14 protein-coding genes and 1 riboswitch are annotated in these 16,833 nt (G+C 65.2%); of the genes, 7 read left to right on the forward strand and 7 right to left on the reverse strand.

Annotated features, from left to right (window positions below; all coding sequences use genetic code 11):
- Nucleotides 1-50 precede the first annotated feature (50 nt).
- Nucleotides 51-674 carry a LysE/ArgO family amino acid transporter gene (locus QRN07_RS05460; RefSeq protein ID WP_285240557.1) on the forward strand — a complete coding sequence of 208 codons (624 nt, stop codon included), beginning with the start codon at nucleotides 51-53 and terminating at the stop codon, nucleotides 672-674.
- 8 nt (nucleotides 675-682) lie between these two features.
- Here QRN07_RS05460 and QRN07_RS05465 read toward each other — a convergent pair whose 3' ends face one another.
- Nucleotides 683-1,855, reverse strand: a complete 1,173-nt coding sequence (locus QRN07_RS05465; RefSeq protein ID WP_285240558.1) for a glutamate--cysteine ligase 2 — start codon at nucleotides 1,853-1,855, stop codon at nucleotides 683-685.
- Nucleotides 1,856-2,065: 210 nt separating this feature from the next.
- Here QRN07_RS05465 and QRN07_RS05470 point away from each other — a divergent pair, with 210 nt between their 5' ends.
- Nucleotides 2,066-2,887: an endonuclease domain-containing protein gene (locus tag QRN07_RS05470; protein WP_285240559.1), complete on the forward strand. Its 822-nt coding sequence runs from the start codon at nucleotides 2,066-2,068 to the stop codon at nucleotides 2,885-2,887.
- A gap of 96 nt (nucleotides 2,888-2,983) precedes the next feature.
- On the opposite strand, the gene QRN07_RS05475 is transcribed toward QRN07_RS05470, so the two are convergent.
- The 5 genes from QRN07_RS05475 to QRN07_RS05495 all read right to left on the reverse strand — a co-directional run bounded on the left by QRN07_RS05475 (nucleotide 2,984) and on the right by QRN07_RS05495 (nucleotide 8,971).
- Nucleotides 2,984-4,507: a UDP-N-acetylglucosamine 1-carboxyvinyltransferase gene (locus QRN07_RS05475; RefSeq protein WP_050686286.1), complete on the reverse strand. Its 1,524-nt coding sequence runs from the start codon at nucleotides 4,505-4,507 to the stop codon at nucleotides 2,984-2,986.
- 106 nt (nucleotides 4,508-4,613) lie between these two features.
- Nucleotides 4,614-5,915 carry an ABC transporter substrate-binding protein gene (locus tag QRN07_RS05480; RefSeq protein WP_056595699.1) on the reverse strand — a complete coding sequence of 434 codons (1,302 nt, stop codon included), beginning with the start codon at nucleotides 5,913-5,915 and terminating at the stop codon, nucleotides 4,614-4,616.
- An 88-nt stretch (nucleotides 5,916-6,003) separates the two neighbouring features.
- Nucleotides 6,004-6,804: an energy-coupling factor transporter transmembrane component T family protein gene (locus QRN07_RS05485; RefSeq protein ID WP_285240560.1), complete on the reverse strand. Its 801-nt coding sequence runs from the start codon at nucleotides 6,802-6,804 to the stop codon at nucleotides 6,004-6,006.
- Nucleotides 6,801-8,348 (reverse strand): ABC transporter ATP-binding protein, encoded by a 1,548-nt coding sequence (locus QRN07_RS05490; protein ID WP_285240561.1) that lies wholly within the window; start codon nucleotides 8,346-8,348, stop codon nucleotides 6,801-6,803. The genes QRN07_RS05485 and QRN07_RS05490 overlap by 4 nt, the downstream gene beginning before the upstream one ends.
- Nucleotides 8,348-8,971 carry an ECF transporter S component gene (locus QRN07_RS05495; protein WP_050686280.1) on the reverse strand — a complete coding sequence of 208 codons (624 nt, stop codon included), beginning with the start codon at nucleotides 8,969-8,971 and terminating at the stop codon, nucleotides 8,348-8,350. The genes QRN07_RS05490 and QRN07_RS05495 overlap by 1 nt, the downstream gene beginning before the upstream one ends.
- Before the next feature lie 68 nt (nucleotides 8,972-9,039).
- Nucleotides 9,040-9,181, reverse strand: a riboswitch (TPP riboswitch).
- Nucleotides 9,182-9,253: 72 nt separating this feature from the next.
- On the opposite strand from QRN07_RS05495, the gene QRN07_RS05500 reads away from it, so the two are divergent.
- Nucleotides 9,254-9,796 (forward strand): heme-degrading domain-containing protein, encoded by a 543-nt coding sequence (locus QRN07_RS05500; RefSeq protein ID WP_285240562.1) that lies wholly within the window; start codon nucleotides 9,254-9,256, stop codon nucleotides 9,794-9,796.
- Nucleotides 9,797-9,815: 19 nt separating this feature from the next.
- Here the strand turns inward: QRN07_RS05500 and QRN07_RS05505 are convergent, their stop codons facing one another.
- Complete coding sequence (locus QRN07_RS05505; RefSeq protein ID WP_285240563.1) at nucleotides 9,816-10,625, reverse strand: response regulator transcription factor; 810 nt, start codon at nucleotides 10,623-10,625, stop codon at nucleotides 9,816-9,818.
- A gap of 880 nt (nucleotides 10,626-11,505) precedes the next feature.
- Between QRN07_RS05505 and QRN07_RS05510 the strand changes: the two genes are divergently transcribed.
- The 4 genes from QRN07_RS05510 to galE all read left to right on the forward strand — a co-directional run bounded on the left by QRN07_RS05510 (nucleotide 11,506) and on the right by galE (nucleotide 16,825).
- Nucleotides 11,506-12,954: a hypothetical protein gene (locus QRN07_RS05510; protein WP_285240564.1), complete on the forward strand. Its 1,449-nt coding sequence runs from the start codon at nucleotides 11,506-11,508 to the stop codon at nucleotides 12,952-12,954.
- A 76-nt stretch (nucleotides 12,955-13,030) separates the two neighbouring features.
- Nucleotides 13,031-14,722 (forward strand): GT4 family glycosyltransferase PelF, encoded by a 1,692-nt coding sequence (pelF, locus tag QRN07_RS05515; RefSeq protein ID WP_285240565.1) that lies wholly within the window; start codon nucleotides 13,031-13,033, stop codon nucleotides 14,720-14,722.
- Nucleotides 14,719-15,801 carry a putative glycoside hydrolase gene (locus tag QRN07_RS05520; protein ID WP_285240566.1) on the forward strand — a complete coding sequence of 361 codons (1,083 nt, stop codon included), beginning with the start codon at nucleotides 14,719-14,721 and terminating at the stop codon, nucleotides 15,799-15,801. Before pelF ends, QRN07_RS05520 begins: the two co-directional genes overlap by 4 nt.
- Nucleotides 15,797-16,825, forward strand: coding sequence for a UDP-glucose 4-epimerase GalE (gene galE, locus QRN07_RS05525; protein ID WP_285240606.1), 1,029 nt, complete (start codon nucleotides 15,797-15,799; stop codon nucleotides 16,823-16,825). Before QRN07_RS05520 ends, galE begins: the two co-directional genes overlap by 5 nt.
- Nucleotides 16,826-16,833: the final 8 nt, after the last annotated feature.

The following is a 16,833-nucleotide window of genomic DNA, read 5'->3' on the forward strand; positions in this document are numbered from 1 at the left end:
TAAACATCTTTAGCTGGAGTAATGTCGGGCCCGACCGTAGCTTTGGTTTTATGGACATACTTGTTGGGTTTGGTGCGGCGACGCTTGGTTTCGGCACCGGGCTGGCGCTGATTGTAGCCATCGGCAGCCAGAATGCCTTTGTGCTCCGGCAAGGCATCCGGGGCGAGCACGTGGCCGCCGTTGTCATCGTCTGCAGCGTCTCCGACGCGCTGCTGATTGCCGGGGGCATCGCGGGCCTCGGTGTCCTGATCCGAACCAGCCCGGTGGTGGTGGACGTGGCCCGTTATGCCGGGGCCGCGTTCCTGGTCACCTACGGCGTGCTGGCTGCCCGGCGCGCCATCCGGCCAGGGGTGCTGACGGCGTCAGGTTCCCGGAAGGCACTCAGCGCCGGTGCCGCCCTGTCCACAGTGCTGGCCCTGACCTGGCTCAACCCGCACGTCTACCTGGACACGGTGCTGCTGCTCGGGTCGGTGGCCAACCAGCAGGAGCAGGACCTGCGCTGGTGGTTCGGTGCGGGGGCGATCGCCGCCAGCGGAGCCTGGTTCAGCGCCTTGGGCTTCGGCGCCCGCGTCCTGCGTCCATTCTTTGCCCGGCCATCGTCGTGGCGCTTCCTCGACGGCCTCATCGCCCTGGTGATGCTCACGCTCGGCCTGCGCCTGGCGGCGGGTCTCTGACAGGTGCTTCAGGACTGGCGTACGCGGAGCAGTTCCGGCGTCCCCGCCACGTCAGCCAGCCCTGAAGTGCCGTGCATCGTGACGCCCACGGCATGGATGACCACGGCCCCCAGCCCGCCGTCGTCGGCCGCTGCTTCCTGCACCCGGCGCTGCTCAGCCGAGCCGGTGCCGCGCGCAATGATGTCCTCCGTACCCTGCCGGGCCAGGGCCAGTTCGCCCTGTTCCTGCAGGACCGGTGCCAGGTAGTCCACCAGGGACCGCACCACCGTGACGGCGGGAGCAGGGCGGAAGGTCCCAAAATCGAGGAGTTCCCCGCGCAGCCCGCTGCTGCTGGCCTGCCAGGCCGCCATCCGGAGCAGCACCGTGGGCACCGGGACAGGGTCAATGCCGTCCCGCCACTCCCTGCTGGCCGTTTCCACCAGGGCCCGCACCAGCACCGCAATCAGCGCAGCATCCTCTGCGCGGAGGCAGACGTCCGCCACCCGCACCTCAACCGTGGGGTGGTTCCGGGACAGCCTGGCATCAAAATACAGCATGCCTTCATCCAGCATCACACCGCTGTCCAGCAGCCGGGTCACCACCCGCCGGTAGGCAGGGTACGTCCCGTAAATGCCGGCCGGGCCGGATGTCGGCCAGCGGTTCCAGGCCTGCGTGCGGTAGCTTTCGAACCCGGTGGGCATCCCGTTCCAGAAGGGCGAATTGGCACTCAGCGCCGTGAGGACAGCCAGTTTGTCCCTGATCCGGTCCAGGACGGCGATGCCTTCCTCCGGCGAGGCCACGAAGCTGTGGACATGGAAGCCGCAGGTCAGCTGCTCCTGCGCGGTGAGGCCGAACCGCTCCTGCATCAGCGCGTACCGCGGGTCAGGAGTGGTGTGGGTGGTTGAGGCCAGCGGAGACGTGGCCAGCGCAGCCACCCGGGCGTTGTTCCTGCGGGCGGCCTGGTCTGCCAGCAGCCGCCCGGCCTTGATCTGGGGGAGCAGCCCGGCATGGTCGCCGCACGGACGGGTCTGGGTCTCGATCTGCTCCAGCTTGAGCTCGGCACTGAGCCCCATGCCCTGGCCGGCCGGCGAATCATCGGCGGCCAGGTGCCGGCCGGAGAGGAGCGCATCCGCGAGCGCCAGCGGTTCGCCCGACTCCGGGTCAACGATCAGGAGCTCTTCCTCAACGCCGAATGTTCGCATGCTTACATTGTGCGGCACTTCCCTGCCGGTAACCGGTTCCGGATTGCGGCGGATTCTGCCCAATCAATGCGGTGGGCGGGCGCGGCGTGCGGGCCAGTGGGCGGCGGGGCCCGGGTTTGTCGCGGTTGAGTGGGCAGAACCCGCCGCCCGTTCTCCACATAGGGCACGACGGCGGTGCCCAACCGGCCCAAAAGATGGCTGGCTCGTTCCATGGACCCCCTGGACTACCTGAAATCCGTCGGCGGCGTGGCACGGGTTGGCCTGCTCCGCCGCCAAGGCTACTCGGAGCGCGCGGTGCGGAATCTCGCCATAGCCGGAGCAGCCCAGCCGCGCAAGGGTGTCTGGGCCTTGCCGGACGCCGATCCCGCTTTCCTGCAGGCAATCGTCAGCGATTCGTTGTTGACCTGCGCTTCCGGGGCCATCCGGTACGGGCTGTGGATCAAGGACAGGCCGGTCCGGCTCCATCTGGCGGCCAAACACCGGCGCGGAACGCATCGCCCCAGGCACGGCGGGCTGCGTTTCGAGCCGCATCACCAACTGCCCATCGCCGGCATCGAGGACATTGTGGTCCACGCCCTGACCTGCCTGCCGGAAGTCGATGCGATAGCGATCGCCCAGTCCGCAATGCGCTTCCAGGGTGTGTCCCGGGCTGCGCTGGAAGCCCAGCTGGGCGCCAGGTACTACGGTGTGGCCCGGCGGCGCCTGGCAAAGGCGGACGGCTTGTCCGAATCCGTGCCGGAGATCAGTGCCAGGCTGTTGTTCGACGCGGCGGGGCTTGAGTTCCGCCGACAGGTCCAAGTACCCGGAGTGGGGCGGGTGGACTTTATGCTTGGGGGCTGGCTCATCGTGGAAGTCAACGGCTACCAGTTCCACAGCTCGCGGGACGCCTGGCGCAAGGACATGGCCCGCCTGAACGCCGCGCAGGCCCTGGGTTACGCAACCCTCAGCTTCGCGCCCGAGCAGGTCTGGAACGCCCCCGATGTGGTGCTCCGGGACATCCGGGCTGTGCTGCGGCGGGGCCGTCCTGCCTGATTCTGCACCATCATCCGCCGCTGGCCGGGCCGGAAGCCCGGACTGGCGGGGCCCACCCGGGCCTGGGCGCGGATGATCGTGCAGAATCCGCCGGAACTAGTCCTGGAAGTACTCCACCTTGGCCCCGATGGTGTTCAAGCGCTCCGCGAGGTCCTCGTAGCCGCGCTCAATCACGTAGATGTTCCGCAGCTCGGACACTCCCCGGGCGGCAAGCATGGCCAGCAGCAGGCACGCGGCCGGGCGCAGGGCGGGCGGGCAGCCGACCTCTGCTGCGCGCCACTTGGTGGGCCCGTTGACGTAGATCCGGTGCGGATCCAGGAGCTGCACCTGGGCGCCCAGCCGGTTCAGCTCCGTGAGGTAGATGGCCCGGTTTTCGTAGACCCAGTCGTGGATCATGGTCTGGCCGTGGGCGTTGGCGGCGATCACGGCGAAAAAGGGCAGGTTGTCGATGTTCAGGCCGGGGAACGGCATCGGGTGGATCTTGTCCTCAGGGGCGCGCAGCGCGGAAGGCTTGGTGGTTACGTCCACCAGCCTGGTCCGTCCGTTGCGGGCCACGTATTCGCCGGAAATCTCCAGCTGCTGGCCCATCTGGCCCAGGGTGGCAAGCTCGATCTCCATAAACTCGATGGGAACCCGGCGGACCGTCACCTCGGAGTTGGTCACGATGCCTGCGGTAATAAGGCTCATCGCCTCGATGGGGTCCTCGGAGGGGAAGTACTCGATGTCGGCATCGATGTGCGGCCGGCCTACGATCCGAAGCGTGGTGGTGCCGACGCCCTCGATGCTGACGCCGAGCATCTGCAGGTAGAAGCAGAGGTCCTGGACCATGTAGTTGGGGCTGGCGTTGCGGATCACGGTGGTGCCTTCGCGGTGGGCGGCGGCCATGATCGCGTTCTCCGTGACCGTGTCCCCGCGCTCGCTCAGCACAAAGGAGCGGTCGCGGGTATCGGCGGATGGCGCCTGGACGCTGTAGAAGCCTGCCGTGGCCTCCACCGACAGACCGTACTGACGCAGAGCCTGCATGTGCGGTTCAACGGTCCGCGTGCCCAGGTCGCAGCCGCCGGCATAGGGCAGCCGGTACTCGGCGGTCTCGTCCAGGAGCGGCCCCAGCAGCATAATGACGCTGCGGGTCCGGCGGGCGGCGTCAACGTCCATTGCAGCCAGGTCCAGCACGGCGGGGCGGCGGAGGCGCAGGTCAGTGGCGTTCAGCCAGGTGCACTCAACACCAATGCTGCTGAGCACCTCAACGATGCGGTTGACCTCCTCGATCCGGGCAAGCCGGCGGAGGACGGTGGTCCCCCGGTTGATGAGGCTGGCGCACAGCAGGGCAACGCCGGCGTTTTTGCTGCTGTTGACGTCCACCGAGCCGGACAGGGTGCGGCCGCCTTCAACACGAAGGTGCGTCATCCGCGGTTTACCAACGTTAACGATGCTGCGGTCGAAGATGGTTTCCAGGCGCTGGATCATCTTCAGGCTCAGGTTCTGCTTGCCCTGCTCCATCCGGGCCACTGCGCTTTGGCTGGTGCCAAGCTCGGAAGCCAGCTGTCCCTGGGTCCAGCCCTTCTCGCTCCTGGCGTTCCTCAACATGGCGGCAACGTGTTCGGTAGTCTCCTGGCTCATGCCGCGAATATATCATGAATGAGTTACGGGGTGCCGCTTGGGCCACCCGAGGGCCCAGCGGCGCGCCGTATACCCGTTACGTGCGATACCAGGCAATCGCTGGCACCTATTTTCCGATGGCAGCCTTGCTCTCGCTCAGCCACTGGCCTGCCGCCTTTTCGGGTGTCAGCCGCTCGAAAAGCACCTCGGTGTTGATACGTGCCGTAATTTCAGCCACGGCTGTGGAGCCGGTGGGTCCGATGAAGGTGGGGGCAAAATCCTGCTTTCCGATCTCGTCCACGTAGGCCGCCTCCGCCTTGCCCTGGGGGGTCAACAGGTCACCGATGGCGGTACGCATGTCGGCATTGCTGGGCACACCACGGTCACTTTGGACCACCCGCGCCGATTCCTCATTGTTGACCAGGAAATCGATCAGCTTGGCCGCCGCCTCCGTATGCTTGCTCCGCGCCGAGACCGTGTAGAACTGGGAGGACTGCAGCCAGATGCCGTGGGTGGGGATTTCGCCGGGCAGCTTAAGCAGCTCCAGCGGGGCACCGGAGGCCTTGCTCAGGGCCGTCAGCGAGTTTGACCAGGTCAGCATCATGGCGGCCTGGCCGGTCCCCATCAGGGTCTGCTCGGTACTGACGTTGAGCTTTTCCACCGTTTCGGACGCACCGGGCGCGGCCCCCGATTGGCTCAGTTCCAGGGAGTAGTCGAAGTAGTCCCGGACCGTGCCCTCCTCGAGGCCCAGCGCGCCGTCCTTGGTGTACAGCGATTGGCCGCGCTGCCGTGCGAAGGCGTCCAGCGAGTCGTGGGTCAGGACAGTGGCAGTCCCGTAGGTGCCCTTGGGGCTTTTGGCGGTCACGCCTGCGGCAATCCGGGCGAAATCCTCCCAGGTCCACGTCCCGTCGTCGGGCATGGGGACGCCGGCGGCCTCGAAGACGGCCGGGTTGGCCACGATGGCCAGCGCGTTGGCGCCGGTGGAGATGCCGTACTGCTTGCCATCCACCTGCCCGTTCTGCAGGGCGCCCTGGTCGATGCCGGACAGGTCCAGGGCGTCGCCCACCGTGGACAGGTCAAGCAGGGCCCCGCGGTTGGCGTACTCGGCGGGGTAGGCGCCGCCCATGGTGATCACATCCGGGGCGTCATTGGCCGCGACCTGGGTGGCGAGCTTGTCGAAGTAGCCCGAAATGTCGCCGTACTCGGGCTTGACCTTGATATCGGGGTTTTGTGCTTCGAAGGCGGCGATGGCCTTGCTGGTCAGGTCCGCGCGGGTGGCGTTTCCCCACCAGGCGAACCGGATCTCCTGCTGCCCTGAGCCTGATTCGCCGGACGAATCATTGGAGCAGGCAACGGTGAAGCCCAAAAGGCTTAGGGCTGTTGCCACTGCAATGATCTTCCGGGTTCCACGGATGTTTTTACGCGCCATTGGGTATCCACCTTTGTCGAGAAACCGATTTCCCGAAACTATCAGTGTGTTTCGGGAAGATCAATGGTTTTGCCAACAGGATAAGGACCTATTGCCCCAGCCACACCATGTTCCACGTTCCGGCCGACACGGCAGCAGTGACGGCAAGGCCGGAGATCAGGGCACCACCGGCAACCACCCACACATCGAGCGCGCTAAAGGTGGACTCACGGGCCCAGGTCCGTTCGCCGCCGCCGAAACCCCTCGCTTCCATGGTCACGGCGAGCCTGGAGGCCCGCCGGATCGCCTGCACCAGGAGGCCGAAGCTTTGTCCCAGCGTGGCCTTGATCCGCTGGCCCACGCTGCCGCGCGAACCCACGCCGCGGGCCCGGCGCGCCATCCCGATGGTCTGCCATTCCTCCGCCATCAGCCCCACCAGCCGCATTGCCGCGAGGGTCCCCAGGACAAACCGGTGCGGCAGCCGGGCCTTCTGGGCCAGCGCGTCGGCCAGGTCAGTGGGATCGGTACAGCTCATCAGCAGCACAGCGGGAAGGGCGATGGCCAGGCCGCGGAGCAGGAATCCGGCGCCGGTTTCCAGCGAACCCTCGCTCATGGTCCAGATCCCGACGTCGATCAGCGTCCTTCCGCTGTCCGCTGCCAGGATGGAGGTACTCCAGCCGCCGACGGCCGCCGCCAGGATCAACGGCCAGCCACGCTGCCACAGCAGCGTCAGCGTGAGCCCCGCCAGGGGGAACAGCAGCAGTTCGCAGGCGAGCGCAACGGACGCGGAAACCCAGTCGATGGACAGCGCCAGAACCAGCGTGACCAGGAAAACGGCGGCAAATTTGCTCAGCGGGTTGGCGCGGGCCAGCACGGCGGTTCCGCCGGGAAGGTTCAGCTCCTGCCTCATGGCGCCACCCGCTCCGGAGCTGACAGTCGCAGCTCGGCCCCGCCCAGGGCGGCGGTGAATTCGGCATCATGCGTCACCGAGACCACGGCGGTGCCGGTGTCCAGGAGTTCGGTGAGGAACGATGCCAGCTCGGCCCAGGTGTTGGCGTCCTGCCCGAAGGTGGGCTCGTCCAGGATCAGGACCCTGGGACTTGCGGCCAGGACGGTGGCTACGGAAAGCCGCCGTTTTTCGCCACCTGAGAGCGTGTAGGGATTCGCGTCCACCAAACCGGTCAGCCGCAGCCTTTCCAGCAGCTCATCCACCCGTTCCGCGCCATGGCCCAGGTGCCTGGGACCGAACTGCAGTTCGTCCAGCACCCGGCCGGTGACGAACTGGTGTTCAGGCTCCTGGAACACCGTGCCGATCCGCTCGATTAACTGCTCGGCCTTCCAGCGGTAGGGATCCGGTCCGGCGCCTTGGCCAAGAGTGGCAGCGGCCTCGACGGTCCCGGCAACAGGAGCCAGTAATCCGCCCAGCGTCAGGGCGAAGGTGGATTTTCCGGCGCCGTTGGGACCCGTGATGGCCAGCGCCTGCCCGGAAATTACCTGCGCGTCGATTCCTTCCTGGACGGGAACCGGCGGAATTTTGCGGAACCTGCTGCGGCGGGGCCGTTCACGGGACACCGCCAGATTGTCCGCGGCAAGAAGCAGGTCGCCGTCGGCCGGGGATCCCGCCGTGCGGTGGCGCGTGGCAGGGGCATACCCCGGGACCCAGACACCGGCGGTTTTCAGCATCTCCCTGGCGCCTTCCAGCACGGTATCCGGCGGCCCGTCCAGGAGCACGGCCGGGTCCGACGCTGATCCCGGTTGGAGCACCACGATCCGGTCCACCAGGTCCTTCCACACGCCCACGCGGTGCTCCACCACCACCAGGGTGGCCCCCGTTTTGTCGAGGCACCTGGCCACGGCGTCGCGGACCTCCAGCACCCCGGCCGGGTCCAGGTTCGCCGTTGGCTCATCCAGCAGGATCAGGCCGGGCCGCATGGCAAGGATTCCCGCCAGCGCCAGGCGCTGCTTCTGCCCGCCGGAGATGGCCGACGTCGGGTGGTCCAGCGAAAGGTGGGAAAGCCCGACGTCGGCCAGCGCCTCGTGCACACGGGTCCAGATGTCGTCGCGGGGCACCGCAAGGTTTTCGGCGCCGAAAGCAACGTCGTCGCCCACCCGGGAAAGGACCACCTGCGTTTCCGGGTCCTGCTGCATCAGGCCGGCGCGCCCGCGCCGGGACCTGGGCGGGGCGCCGTCCACCAGCAGCGAACCGGACTCGTCCGACTCCGCCGCTTCGCCGTCGTCGTCCGCATCCCCCAGCACCCCTGCGAGGGCGTGAAGCAGCGTGGACTTACCGGCTCCGGAGGGGCCCAAAAGGAGGACCCGCTCGCCGGGCCGGATATCCAGGTCAAGGGCGCGGACGGCGGGCCTGGTACGGCCGGCATGGCGCCAGCCCCACCCGTGGGCACTGACCGCTGCGGGCCGGACCGCCGGGCTGCCGTGCTGGGAAGGTGCAGGCATCAGGAGAAGGCAGGCTCCGATGCGGCCTTCCGAGAGGCGAAGGAAGCCAGCACGCCGGTCCTGGCCAGGCCGCGGGTGGCGATCCAGGAGAGGGCGCCGGCGATGACTGCGCCGGAGATGGCGGTGAAGACGATGTAGGCGAGTTTGTCGCCGCCCGAATAGGCAATGTTCCAGCCCCACGGCGCGAACGAATCGTTCAGGCCGCAGAAGAGTCCGGCACCCGCGCCGGCCAGCAGGGAGACAGGAAGGTTGAACTTCCGGTAGACGAAGATGGCGAAAATGATCTCGGCGCCCAGGCCCTGGACGAACCCGGAAAACAGCACCGACGCGCCGTACTGCGAGCCCATAAACAGCTCACCCGTCGCGGCGATGGTTTCGCAGAAAAGCGCGGCACCTGGTTTCCGGATGATCAGCATGCCCAGGACGGCCGGGATCATCCAGCCGCCGGCCAGGAGGCCGGTCAGGGGCGGATAGACGGCGTTCATCGGCGCGGAAACGGCCGCGGCACCCTGGGACCAGGCCCAGAAAATGATGCCGCCGGCAATCGCGATCAGGGCCGCGACGACGATGTCCACGACGCGCCAGGACCTGCTGGTGGTCTTCTTGATTGCTGCAGTGCTCATGGTGGTCCTCCTGGGTAACAGGAGGGGAAAGTGGACACGGGTGGCGGTTGCTGCCGCCATTTTCCGCGCACTTCGAGAACTCGACTCCCTTGCGCCGGTACTAACCGGATCAGGTTCGAGGGTCTGCGGCTGTCCGCACTCTCAGCGCCCACCTGCGGATCCTGGCAAATGCCAGTGATGCCCGACGGCTGCGCTCCCCTGTCGTTGAATGTTTCAGTGGTTGGTTAAAGCTGCCCTGTTGGGCCTGCCCAGTTTACACCTGGGCGGGGTAGATTGTGGGCCATGACCGCCAATTCACCGCTTGTGACCGACTTCGATCCGGACTCCGCCGATGCCCAGCCTGAGGGTTCGCTGGAGGCCTTCATTGCCAGGATCGAAGCCGAGACCAGGGAACTGCAGTTTCCCGGCTTTTCGCTGGATGACGCCCTGAACCTCGGATTGCTGTTGGTGGAGCTGGGAAAGGAGCGGAGCCTGCCCATTGCCATTGATATTTCCAGGAGTGAGCAGGTGCTCTTCCACGTGGCGCTTCCCGGCGCCACTCCGGACAACGAGCAGTGGATCCGGGCGAAGAAGGCCACAGCGGCCCGCTACGAGGTGCCGTCCCTGCTGGTGGGCCTTCGGGGCCGGCGGAACGGCGGCCGGATCGAGGACAACGCCTGGTTCGACCAGTCCCGCTACGCAGCCCACGGCGGGTCATTCCCGTTGTACGTGGCCGGCGTCGGGTCCGTCGCCACCGTCACGGTGTCCGGCCTCCCGCAGGTCCAGGACCACAACCTGGTGGTCGAAGCCCTGCGCGAAATCCTCACCCCGGCCCAGGGCAGCTGAAAAGCAGCGGGTTCAGCATTCAGTCCTGTTGCCTGCCCTGCCGGCGCGGCACCGGCGGCGTGAGGCGGTAGCCCACACCGTGCACCGTCTCCACCCACCGCGGCTTCCTGGGGTTTTCCCCGAGACGTTTACGGAGGTTGCTGACGTGGACCTCCACCGCGCGCTCCTCCGTGGCGCCCACAAAGGAGCCATCGTAGCTGTCATGGCGAAGGTAGCGCACCAGGTCGGCCTTCGCCTGGATGGTCCGCCGCTTTTTCATCAGCACCAGGAGGATGTCGAACTGGCTCCGCGTCAGGGCGACGGGTACGCCGTCCACGGCAGCCTGCCGGGTTCCCTCGTGCAAAGCCAGGCCCTTGTGGACGTAGTCGAAACTGTCATACGTCGCCTCCCGCGTGAAAGTCCCGTCACCGGAACCCGCAGCGGCGTCCCCTTGGCTGCTGCCCGCCCCACCCGGGCTGGAGGCCCGCGGCCTGCGGAGCATCGCCTTGATGCGGGCCCGAAGTTCCCGGGCACGGAAGGGTTTGACGATGTAATCGTCAGCGCCCGCCTCAAAGCCAAGCAACGCATCCGCCTCGTCTGCACGCCCGCTGATGATCACCACGTAAGCGTCACTGAAGGTCCTGATGCGCCGGGACGCTTCAAGCCCGTCAAAGTCCGGCAGGCCGATGTCGAGGGTCACGATGTCAGGGTTGTGCGTCCGTACCTGGTCCAGTCCTTCAGCACCCGATGACGCCTGGTGCACGGCGAACCCTGCCTGCCGGAAGATCGCAGCAAGCGCAGCCCGTACGTCGTTGTCGTCCTCGATCACTACTGCTACACCGCGCTCCACAACTGCTTCCTTCCATGTAGTAACTGTCCCGGCACGCACAGCCGGCCCGGGCTTTATGCATTACCTGTGGATTCGGCACCGCCAACCCCGCGGATGGCTCAGTGGGAAATTCAGGCAAACACCAGCCTTGGGATCAGGTCCCTTTTTGATGCGGACTCCAGGGGTATCTTCGATGATATTCTCCGTCAATTTCCAGGCCCGGCAGGGTGCCGGCATTTGATCCGGACAAAAGCTTACGACGTGCGATCCGCATCACATTACCCAGGGTTGTGAATGGGGTCGACGATAATGCGCGTCGGCCGTTTGTGAACAGCGTCACGGCGCGGCAAAACAGCAGGCCATCGGCTACTGACGTGGGCGAACAGGTCCTCAGCAACTGGCCTTGGCTAATACTGAGGAATTCCTGAGAATCTTTTCGAGCATTGATCAGATCTTGATCTTTCTCAAAGTAGTTTCTGAGGAGTGGTTGATTGAATGTTTCTTGTTGCCTGAACCGGACGCAATGGTTTACCAGCGGAGGCCGCTGGGTTGGGTCATTCCAGCGGCGCTACCAAGAAACCAAGTAGTGCATTGGAAAAAAATAGAGTACTGCCTACTCGGGTTTTTCCGTGAAGTTTTGCGTGGAATTAGATTTGTAGATTTCCGGCCTTCCAAGTGGGGCCGGTACCAGCCGGAGTCGGCGGCGGAAGCCTGCCTCTGAGACCGGGCCGGCCCCCCAGTCCGCCGTCGACTCCCCTTCTCCTGCACAACCGACCCAACACCAACATGAGTACCCATCGCGCCTGCCGCGCCTCAATCGCTGACGAGAGAGACCGGTGGGCTTTTCCATGCCCGCAGCTCGAGGGCAGGGGCTTGATCCAGAGGAAAGAACCAGATCATCTTGAAGTCCTTATTTCACGATTCCTACACCCGCCAGATGTCGTTGATCGTTGTGGTGGGACTGGCGCTGTCCGCACTTGTGCCGGCAACCGTGCAGCTTTTTCCCGGCTCCGCCGGTTTTTCCGTTCTTGCCGCAGCAGCGGTCCCGTTCCTGCTGGCTCTCGCCCTGATCATCAAGCCAGGCATTGCCGGTCCCAACAGCGGGGCAGTTGCCTCGACTGAAAGGTTGGGCTCTGCGCTCCTGCTGTACCTTTCACCCGTTCTTTTGCTCAACGTTGTCTACCCGTTGGTCAGCCCCACAATGGCTGCCGTTGACGTGGATGGGGTGCCCCTGACGCTCGTGGTGCTGGCATCCTCCATCACCGTGCCCTGGATGGCCCAGGCGGCATGCCTTCCCATCTACCGGGTCCTCGGCGATCTGATGGCCGAGCGGAACCTCGAAGCCATCACCCGGAAATTCTGCCGTTACTGGCCCATGATGTTCGTCCAGTCACTGCCGCTGGTTGCCGTATTCGCCGTTCCCATGTGGTTGGCCTCAGGGTGGTCCGCCACCGTGATGCTCGACTATGTGGTGCTCTGCGTCCTGCACCTTCTCTTTGTGCAGTCCCTGGTACTGGCCAACGTGGCAAACCGCCGGGGCCTGTGGGCAGCGGCGTGGTCCGGTTACGCCGCCGCGCTTTTTATCGCCCCCACAGTGTGGTGGCTTCCGCCCCTGGTGGGCACGGCAACGCAGCTCCTGGCCATGCGCTCCGGCCTGCGGCACCTGGGATTTACCCAGCGGCTCGGCACGCGGGTGTTCGGCCTCGACCTTGTCCGCGGACTCCTCATGGGAGCCGTGCTTTGGGCTGACAAGTTTGCACTCTTCCTGGTCACCAAAGGCGACTTCAACGTCGTCGCCGTGTTCGCAGCGATGCTGCCCGCTGTCGTTGCCTACAACTACTACTTTGTCCACCTTGCGCCTGGCGTGGACAGGGCCCTCAACGGCCTGCACCGGGACATTGCAGCGGCTCCCATCAGCGCTTTGAAGGGGAGCTCGCGCCGGTTGAGCCGTGTCGTTGACCGCTCCGTGTTGCTCACGGGCGCCATCGCAGCGCTGCTGGCACTTTCAGTGTCCCTGGTGATGTCCGGGGTTGATCCGCAGCAGTCCCTGCTGGCGGTGGCCGCCACCCTGGCTTCCTGGGCCTTTATGGTCCTGACACTGCTCAGCTACGAACTGGACTTCATCGGCGAGAAGACCACCCCCCAGATCATTGGAGCCGTCCACCTGGCGGTCTGCGTCCTTGCCTTCGCCGCCGGCGGACTGCTGGGCCCACTCACCGGTGCGGCCGGCGGCTACCTGCTGTTGGGCGCTGTGGACTTTGTCCTCATCGGCATCGCCTGGACGCTCTACAAGCGTCACTGGAGCCAACCGGAATACACACTTTTCTGGCGCCACGCCACTACCTGGTAACCAGCCCATCACCCGGCAAGGACCCGTTTTACCCAGCAACGCCACGACTGACTTCCAAAATGCTAAGGGGAACACCATGTACTCGATCGCGAGAAGCGGCAAGAAGAAGCCACGGACCTTGTCTCCGGCGGCGGCCATCGAGCCGGCAACAGCCGCCAAGCCCGTTTATGAGGACGTGGATGTTGCCATCGTGATGGAGTCCACCTATCCCTTCCTCAAAGGCGGGGTCTCCGCCGTGGTTCACGACATCGTGACCCACAACCCCGATCTCAGCTACGGCATCATCCACATCACGTGGGACTCGGACGCGCCGCTGACGGACCTCTACGGCATGCCGTCGAACGTCCGGTGGGTACGCACCGTGTTCCTCAGCATGGATGAGCACCGGCAGGACTTCCAGGGCGTCGCATCGAGGGATCTGGGAATGACGGCACCGGAACGCGAAGCGCTCTCGCACAGGTTCTTTGATGCCCTGTACGCACTTTCGGAACACGGCGACGTCGAGGGCCTGTGGGAGCTGATTGACGAGGGGATGAACGAACGCACCCGGCAGTACCCCCTCTGGGCCCTTCTCGGTTCCAGGGAATTCATGCAGACCCTGCAGGATCGTATGCCCCAGTTGAACCTGTCGCTGGCAAACTCTTTCTGGACCCTGCGCAACTTCTTTTCCCTGGCCTACGCGGTGCTGGGCGAAACGATGCCCCGGGCCAGTGTCTACCACGCCCATACCACCGGCTACGCCTCGCTGCTCGGCGCGGCCGCGGCCAGGGACCACAACACGTCATTCCTGCTGACCGAGCACAACCTCTACGTCCGCGACACGGTCAACACCCTGCTGGACCGGAACATGGCCTTGTCCATCACGGCGGAGGATTACCGGACTTTCGACGTGACCGCAGAGCAGCGCGCGTGGATGGCGTGGTGGACCGAGATGGGCCGTTTCTGCTACCCCAGCGCACGACTCATCACGTACCTTTACCCGAGTGCCATCACCGAAGCTGCCCGGCTCGGCGCCGACATGGACAAGTCGGTGGTTGTGCCCAACGGCATGGTCATTGCCGAGTTCGACGAGAAGTTCCGGGCGCGTCAGGACGCACTGACAAAGATGGAAGCGGAAGGCCCCGACTACGTTTGGCACCTTGTCTATATCGCCCGCGTTGTGCCCATCAAGGGACTGCTGGATCTGCTGTCCAGCATGGAGATCCTGCGCGACCGCGGGTATCCGAACCTGCACCTGGACGTTCTGGGGCCAACCGAACACGTGCCGGAGTACTACGAGGCCTGCCTCGCGAAGATCGATGCCCTGGGACTCAACGACCACGTCACCATCCACGGCACTGTCCATGTTCGGGACATGCTGGACCAGTTCGACCTCCTGGTCCTCCCCAGCTACAACGAGGGACAGCCTATTGTCATTCTTGAGGCCATGGCGGCGGGAATTCCTACCGTCGGCTCCGATGTGGGCGGCGTCGCACAGCAGATCTCCGACAACCTCACCACCGCGGACGGACGGGTCATCGGTCCCTGCGGCGAAACGGTCACGCCCGGCAACGTGCAACAGATGGCCGACGGCATCCAGGCCGTCATCGGCAACCTGGCCAACTACGCCTCATACGCGGCAAATGCCCGCACCCGCGTCCAGGAGCTGTTCCAGATGCACGAGGTTATGTCCTCCTACAACCAGATTTACCGCGCCCTCGGCGACCTCCCGGTCATCGGGGAAGCGGCCCCGGTCCGGGGCGAAGAGCTGGCTCCGGTGGACCTGTGAGCGGCGTGGGCGCGTGGATCCGCTACGGCGATCCCATCCCTGCGGACCAGGTGGCCTTCGCTGCAAAGCACTACCGCGCAGCCATCCTCCAACCCTGGGAGACGGACGCGGCGGCAGAACTCAAGCGGCTCCGGCCGGACATGACGGTCCTTTGTTACAAGTGCTTCTCATCAACCCGTGACTACGAACCCGGGCCGGTCTACAGTTCGGGCGTTGCGTACCGCGAAGCCGAGGAGGAGGGCGGGGCGTGGTTCGCTACCCGGCTGGACGGCACCCGCATCGAGTGGAACGGGTACGGCGGGCATTGGCAGATGAACGTTCGCGACGCCGGGTACCGTGCGCGCTGGGTTCAAAATGTCACCGCAGAACTCCTGGAGTCGCCGTTCGACGGCGTGATGGCTGACAACGATGTTTTTGACGACTACTACCAGCTGAACCTGCCCATTAGATCGGCTTCCTCGATGGCGGATCTTCGGGACGGGCTCGATCACCTTGTCCACGCAGCGGGCCAATCCCTGAACAGCATCGGGAAAATCCTGGTGCCCAACATCGCCGAGTCGCGCCGGGTGCCGGGCAGGTGGGCTTCCCACGCCGCGTACGGCGGCGGGTTCGAAGAAGTCTGGCTTGGCTACGGCCCCCGGGACCTCTTTGACCCGGCTACGGCAGAAGCACAGCTCCAGCAGGCTGATGGCCCAGGCCTGTCAATTCTGCGCGTCCCGACAAACGGGGATGACAACCACCCGAATTTCACGTACGGGCTGGCAGCATTCTGGATTTTCGGCCATGGCCGGGGCTCCTTCACTGCGACAGCACACGATGACTACAGCCGGACCCAACACATCCCCGAGCTGGACTGGTCCCTGGGAACACCCAGGGAAAAGCCGAAAGGCCGCCACCACGTCTGGTCGCGCGAATTCAACGGCGGGTGGGCTGCAGTGAACTTCAACAAGGATGGCCGCCGGAAACGCCGGATCAGCGTTCCCCCGGGACTGGCGGACGCCGCAGGGAACCCTGCCCCGACGTCGCTGGTTCTGCCCGCGCAACGCGGGGTCATCTACCAGCGGAGGCAGAGCCATTAACATCCTCATCACCGGCGGTTGCGGATACATCGGTTCGCACACCATCCTTCATCTGCTCGAGGCCGGGCACAACATCACTGTCATCGACAACCTCAGCAACTCCCTCTCTGAATCCCTGCTTCGGGTACAGAAAATCACGGGCCGGGACATCTCTTTCGTTGAGGGGGACATTGCGGACAAGTCCTGCCTTCGGGAGATTTTCTCCTGCGCCGATATTGGTGCCGTCATCCACTTCGCAGGTTTCAAGGCCGTCGGGGAATCCGTCAGCCAACCACTGCGCTACTACGGCAACAACGTCAGCGGGACGCTGAGCCTCCTGGAGGCCATGGACGCCCACGGCGTCCGCCACCTTGTCTTCAGCTCCTCGGCCACTGTCTACGGTGCCAACCCCGACATGCCGCTCAGGGAGGACTTCCCGCTGCGCGCGACCAACCCGTACGGCAGGACCAAGCAGCATATCGAGGACATCCTCACGGATCTCCAGGCCGCCGATCCCCGGTGGCGGATTGCGCTCCTGCGCTACTTCAATCCCGTGGGCGCCCACACCTCCGGGCTGATCGGGGAGGACCCGCAGGGGCCGCCGAACAACCTGTTTCCGTACGTGACGCAGGTGGCAGTGGGCCGCAGGGACAAAGTGAGAGTTTTCGGCAGCGACTACCCCACCCCCGATGGGACCGGCATCAGGGATTACATCCACGTTATGGACCTGGCATCAGGCCACGCAGCAGCACTGGACTACCTCGCAAGGCACGAGGGACTGCATACCTGGAACCTCGGCACCGGTGAAGGCTACTCCGTCCTGGAAGTAATCAAAGCGTTTGAAGCCGCATCCGGTACCACCATTCCCTACGCCCTGGTGGACCGCAGACCGGGAGACGCGCCAGTGAGTCTTGCCGATCCGTCGAAGGCCGACCTCGAGCTGGGGTGGACGGCGTCGCTGACCCTTGACCGCATGTGTGCCGATGCCTGGCGGTGGCAGCAGGGAAACCCGGACGGATACAGGGCAACAAACCCGGCACCGTGAGCAGGACG

The sequence above is a fragment of the Pseudarthrobacter sp. MEB009 genome (assembly GCF_030208875.1).
GTDB lineage: Bacteria > Actinomycetota > Actinomycetes > Actinomycetales > Micrococcaceae > Arthrobacter.

Bases quoted from the DNA above. Each gene is read 5' to 3' on its own strand.
- QRN07_RS05460 (WP_285240557.1), top strand. From the start codon at position 51: ATGGACATACTTGTTGGGTTTGGTGCGGCGACGCTTGGTTTCGGCACC.
- QRN07_RS05465 (WP_285240558.1), bottom strand. From the start codon at position 1,855: ATGCGAACATTCGGCGTTGAGGAAGAGCTCCTGATCGTTGACCCGGAG.
- QRN07_RS05470 (WP_285240559.1), top strand. From the start codon at position 2,066: ATGGACCCCCTGGACTACCTGAAATCCGTCGGCGGCGTGGCACGGGTT.
- QRN07_RS05475 (WP_050686286.1), bottom strand. From the start codon at position 4,507: ATGAGCCAGGAGACTACCGAACACGTTGCCGCCATGTTGAGGAACGCC.
- QRN07_RS05480 (WP_056595699.1), bottom strand. From the start codon at position 5,915: ATGGCGCGTAAAAACATCCGTGGAACCCGGAAGATCATTGCAGTGGCA.
- QRN07_RS05485 (WP_285240560.1), bottom strand. From the start codon at position 6,804: ATGAGGCAGGAGCTGAACCTTCCCGGCGGAACCGCCGTGCTGGCCCGC.
- QRN07_RS05490 (WP_285240561.1), bottom strand. From the start codon at position 8,348: ATGCCTGCACCTTCCCAGCACGGCAGCCCGGCGGTCCGGCCCGCAGCG.
- QRN07_RS05495 (WP_050686280.1), bottom strand. From the start codon at position 8,971: ATGAGCACTGCAGCAATCAAGAAGACCACCAGCAGGTCCTGGCGCGTC.
- QRN07_RS05500 (WP_285240562.1), top strand. From the start codon at position 9,254: ATGACCGCCAATTCACCGCTTGTGACCGACTTCGATCCGGACTCCGCC.
- pelF (WP_285240565.1), top strand. From the start codon at position 13,031: ATGTACTCGATCGCGAGAAGCGGCAAGAAGAAGCCACGGACCTTGTCT.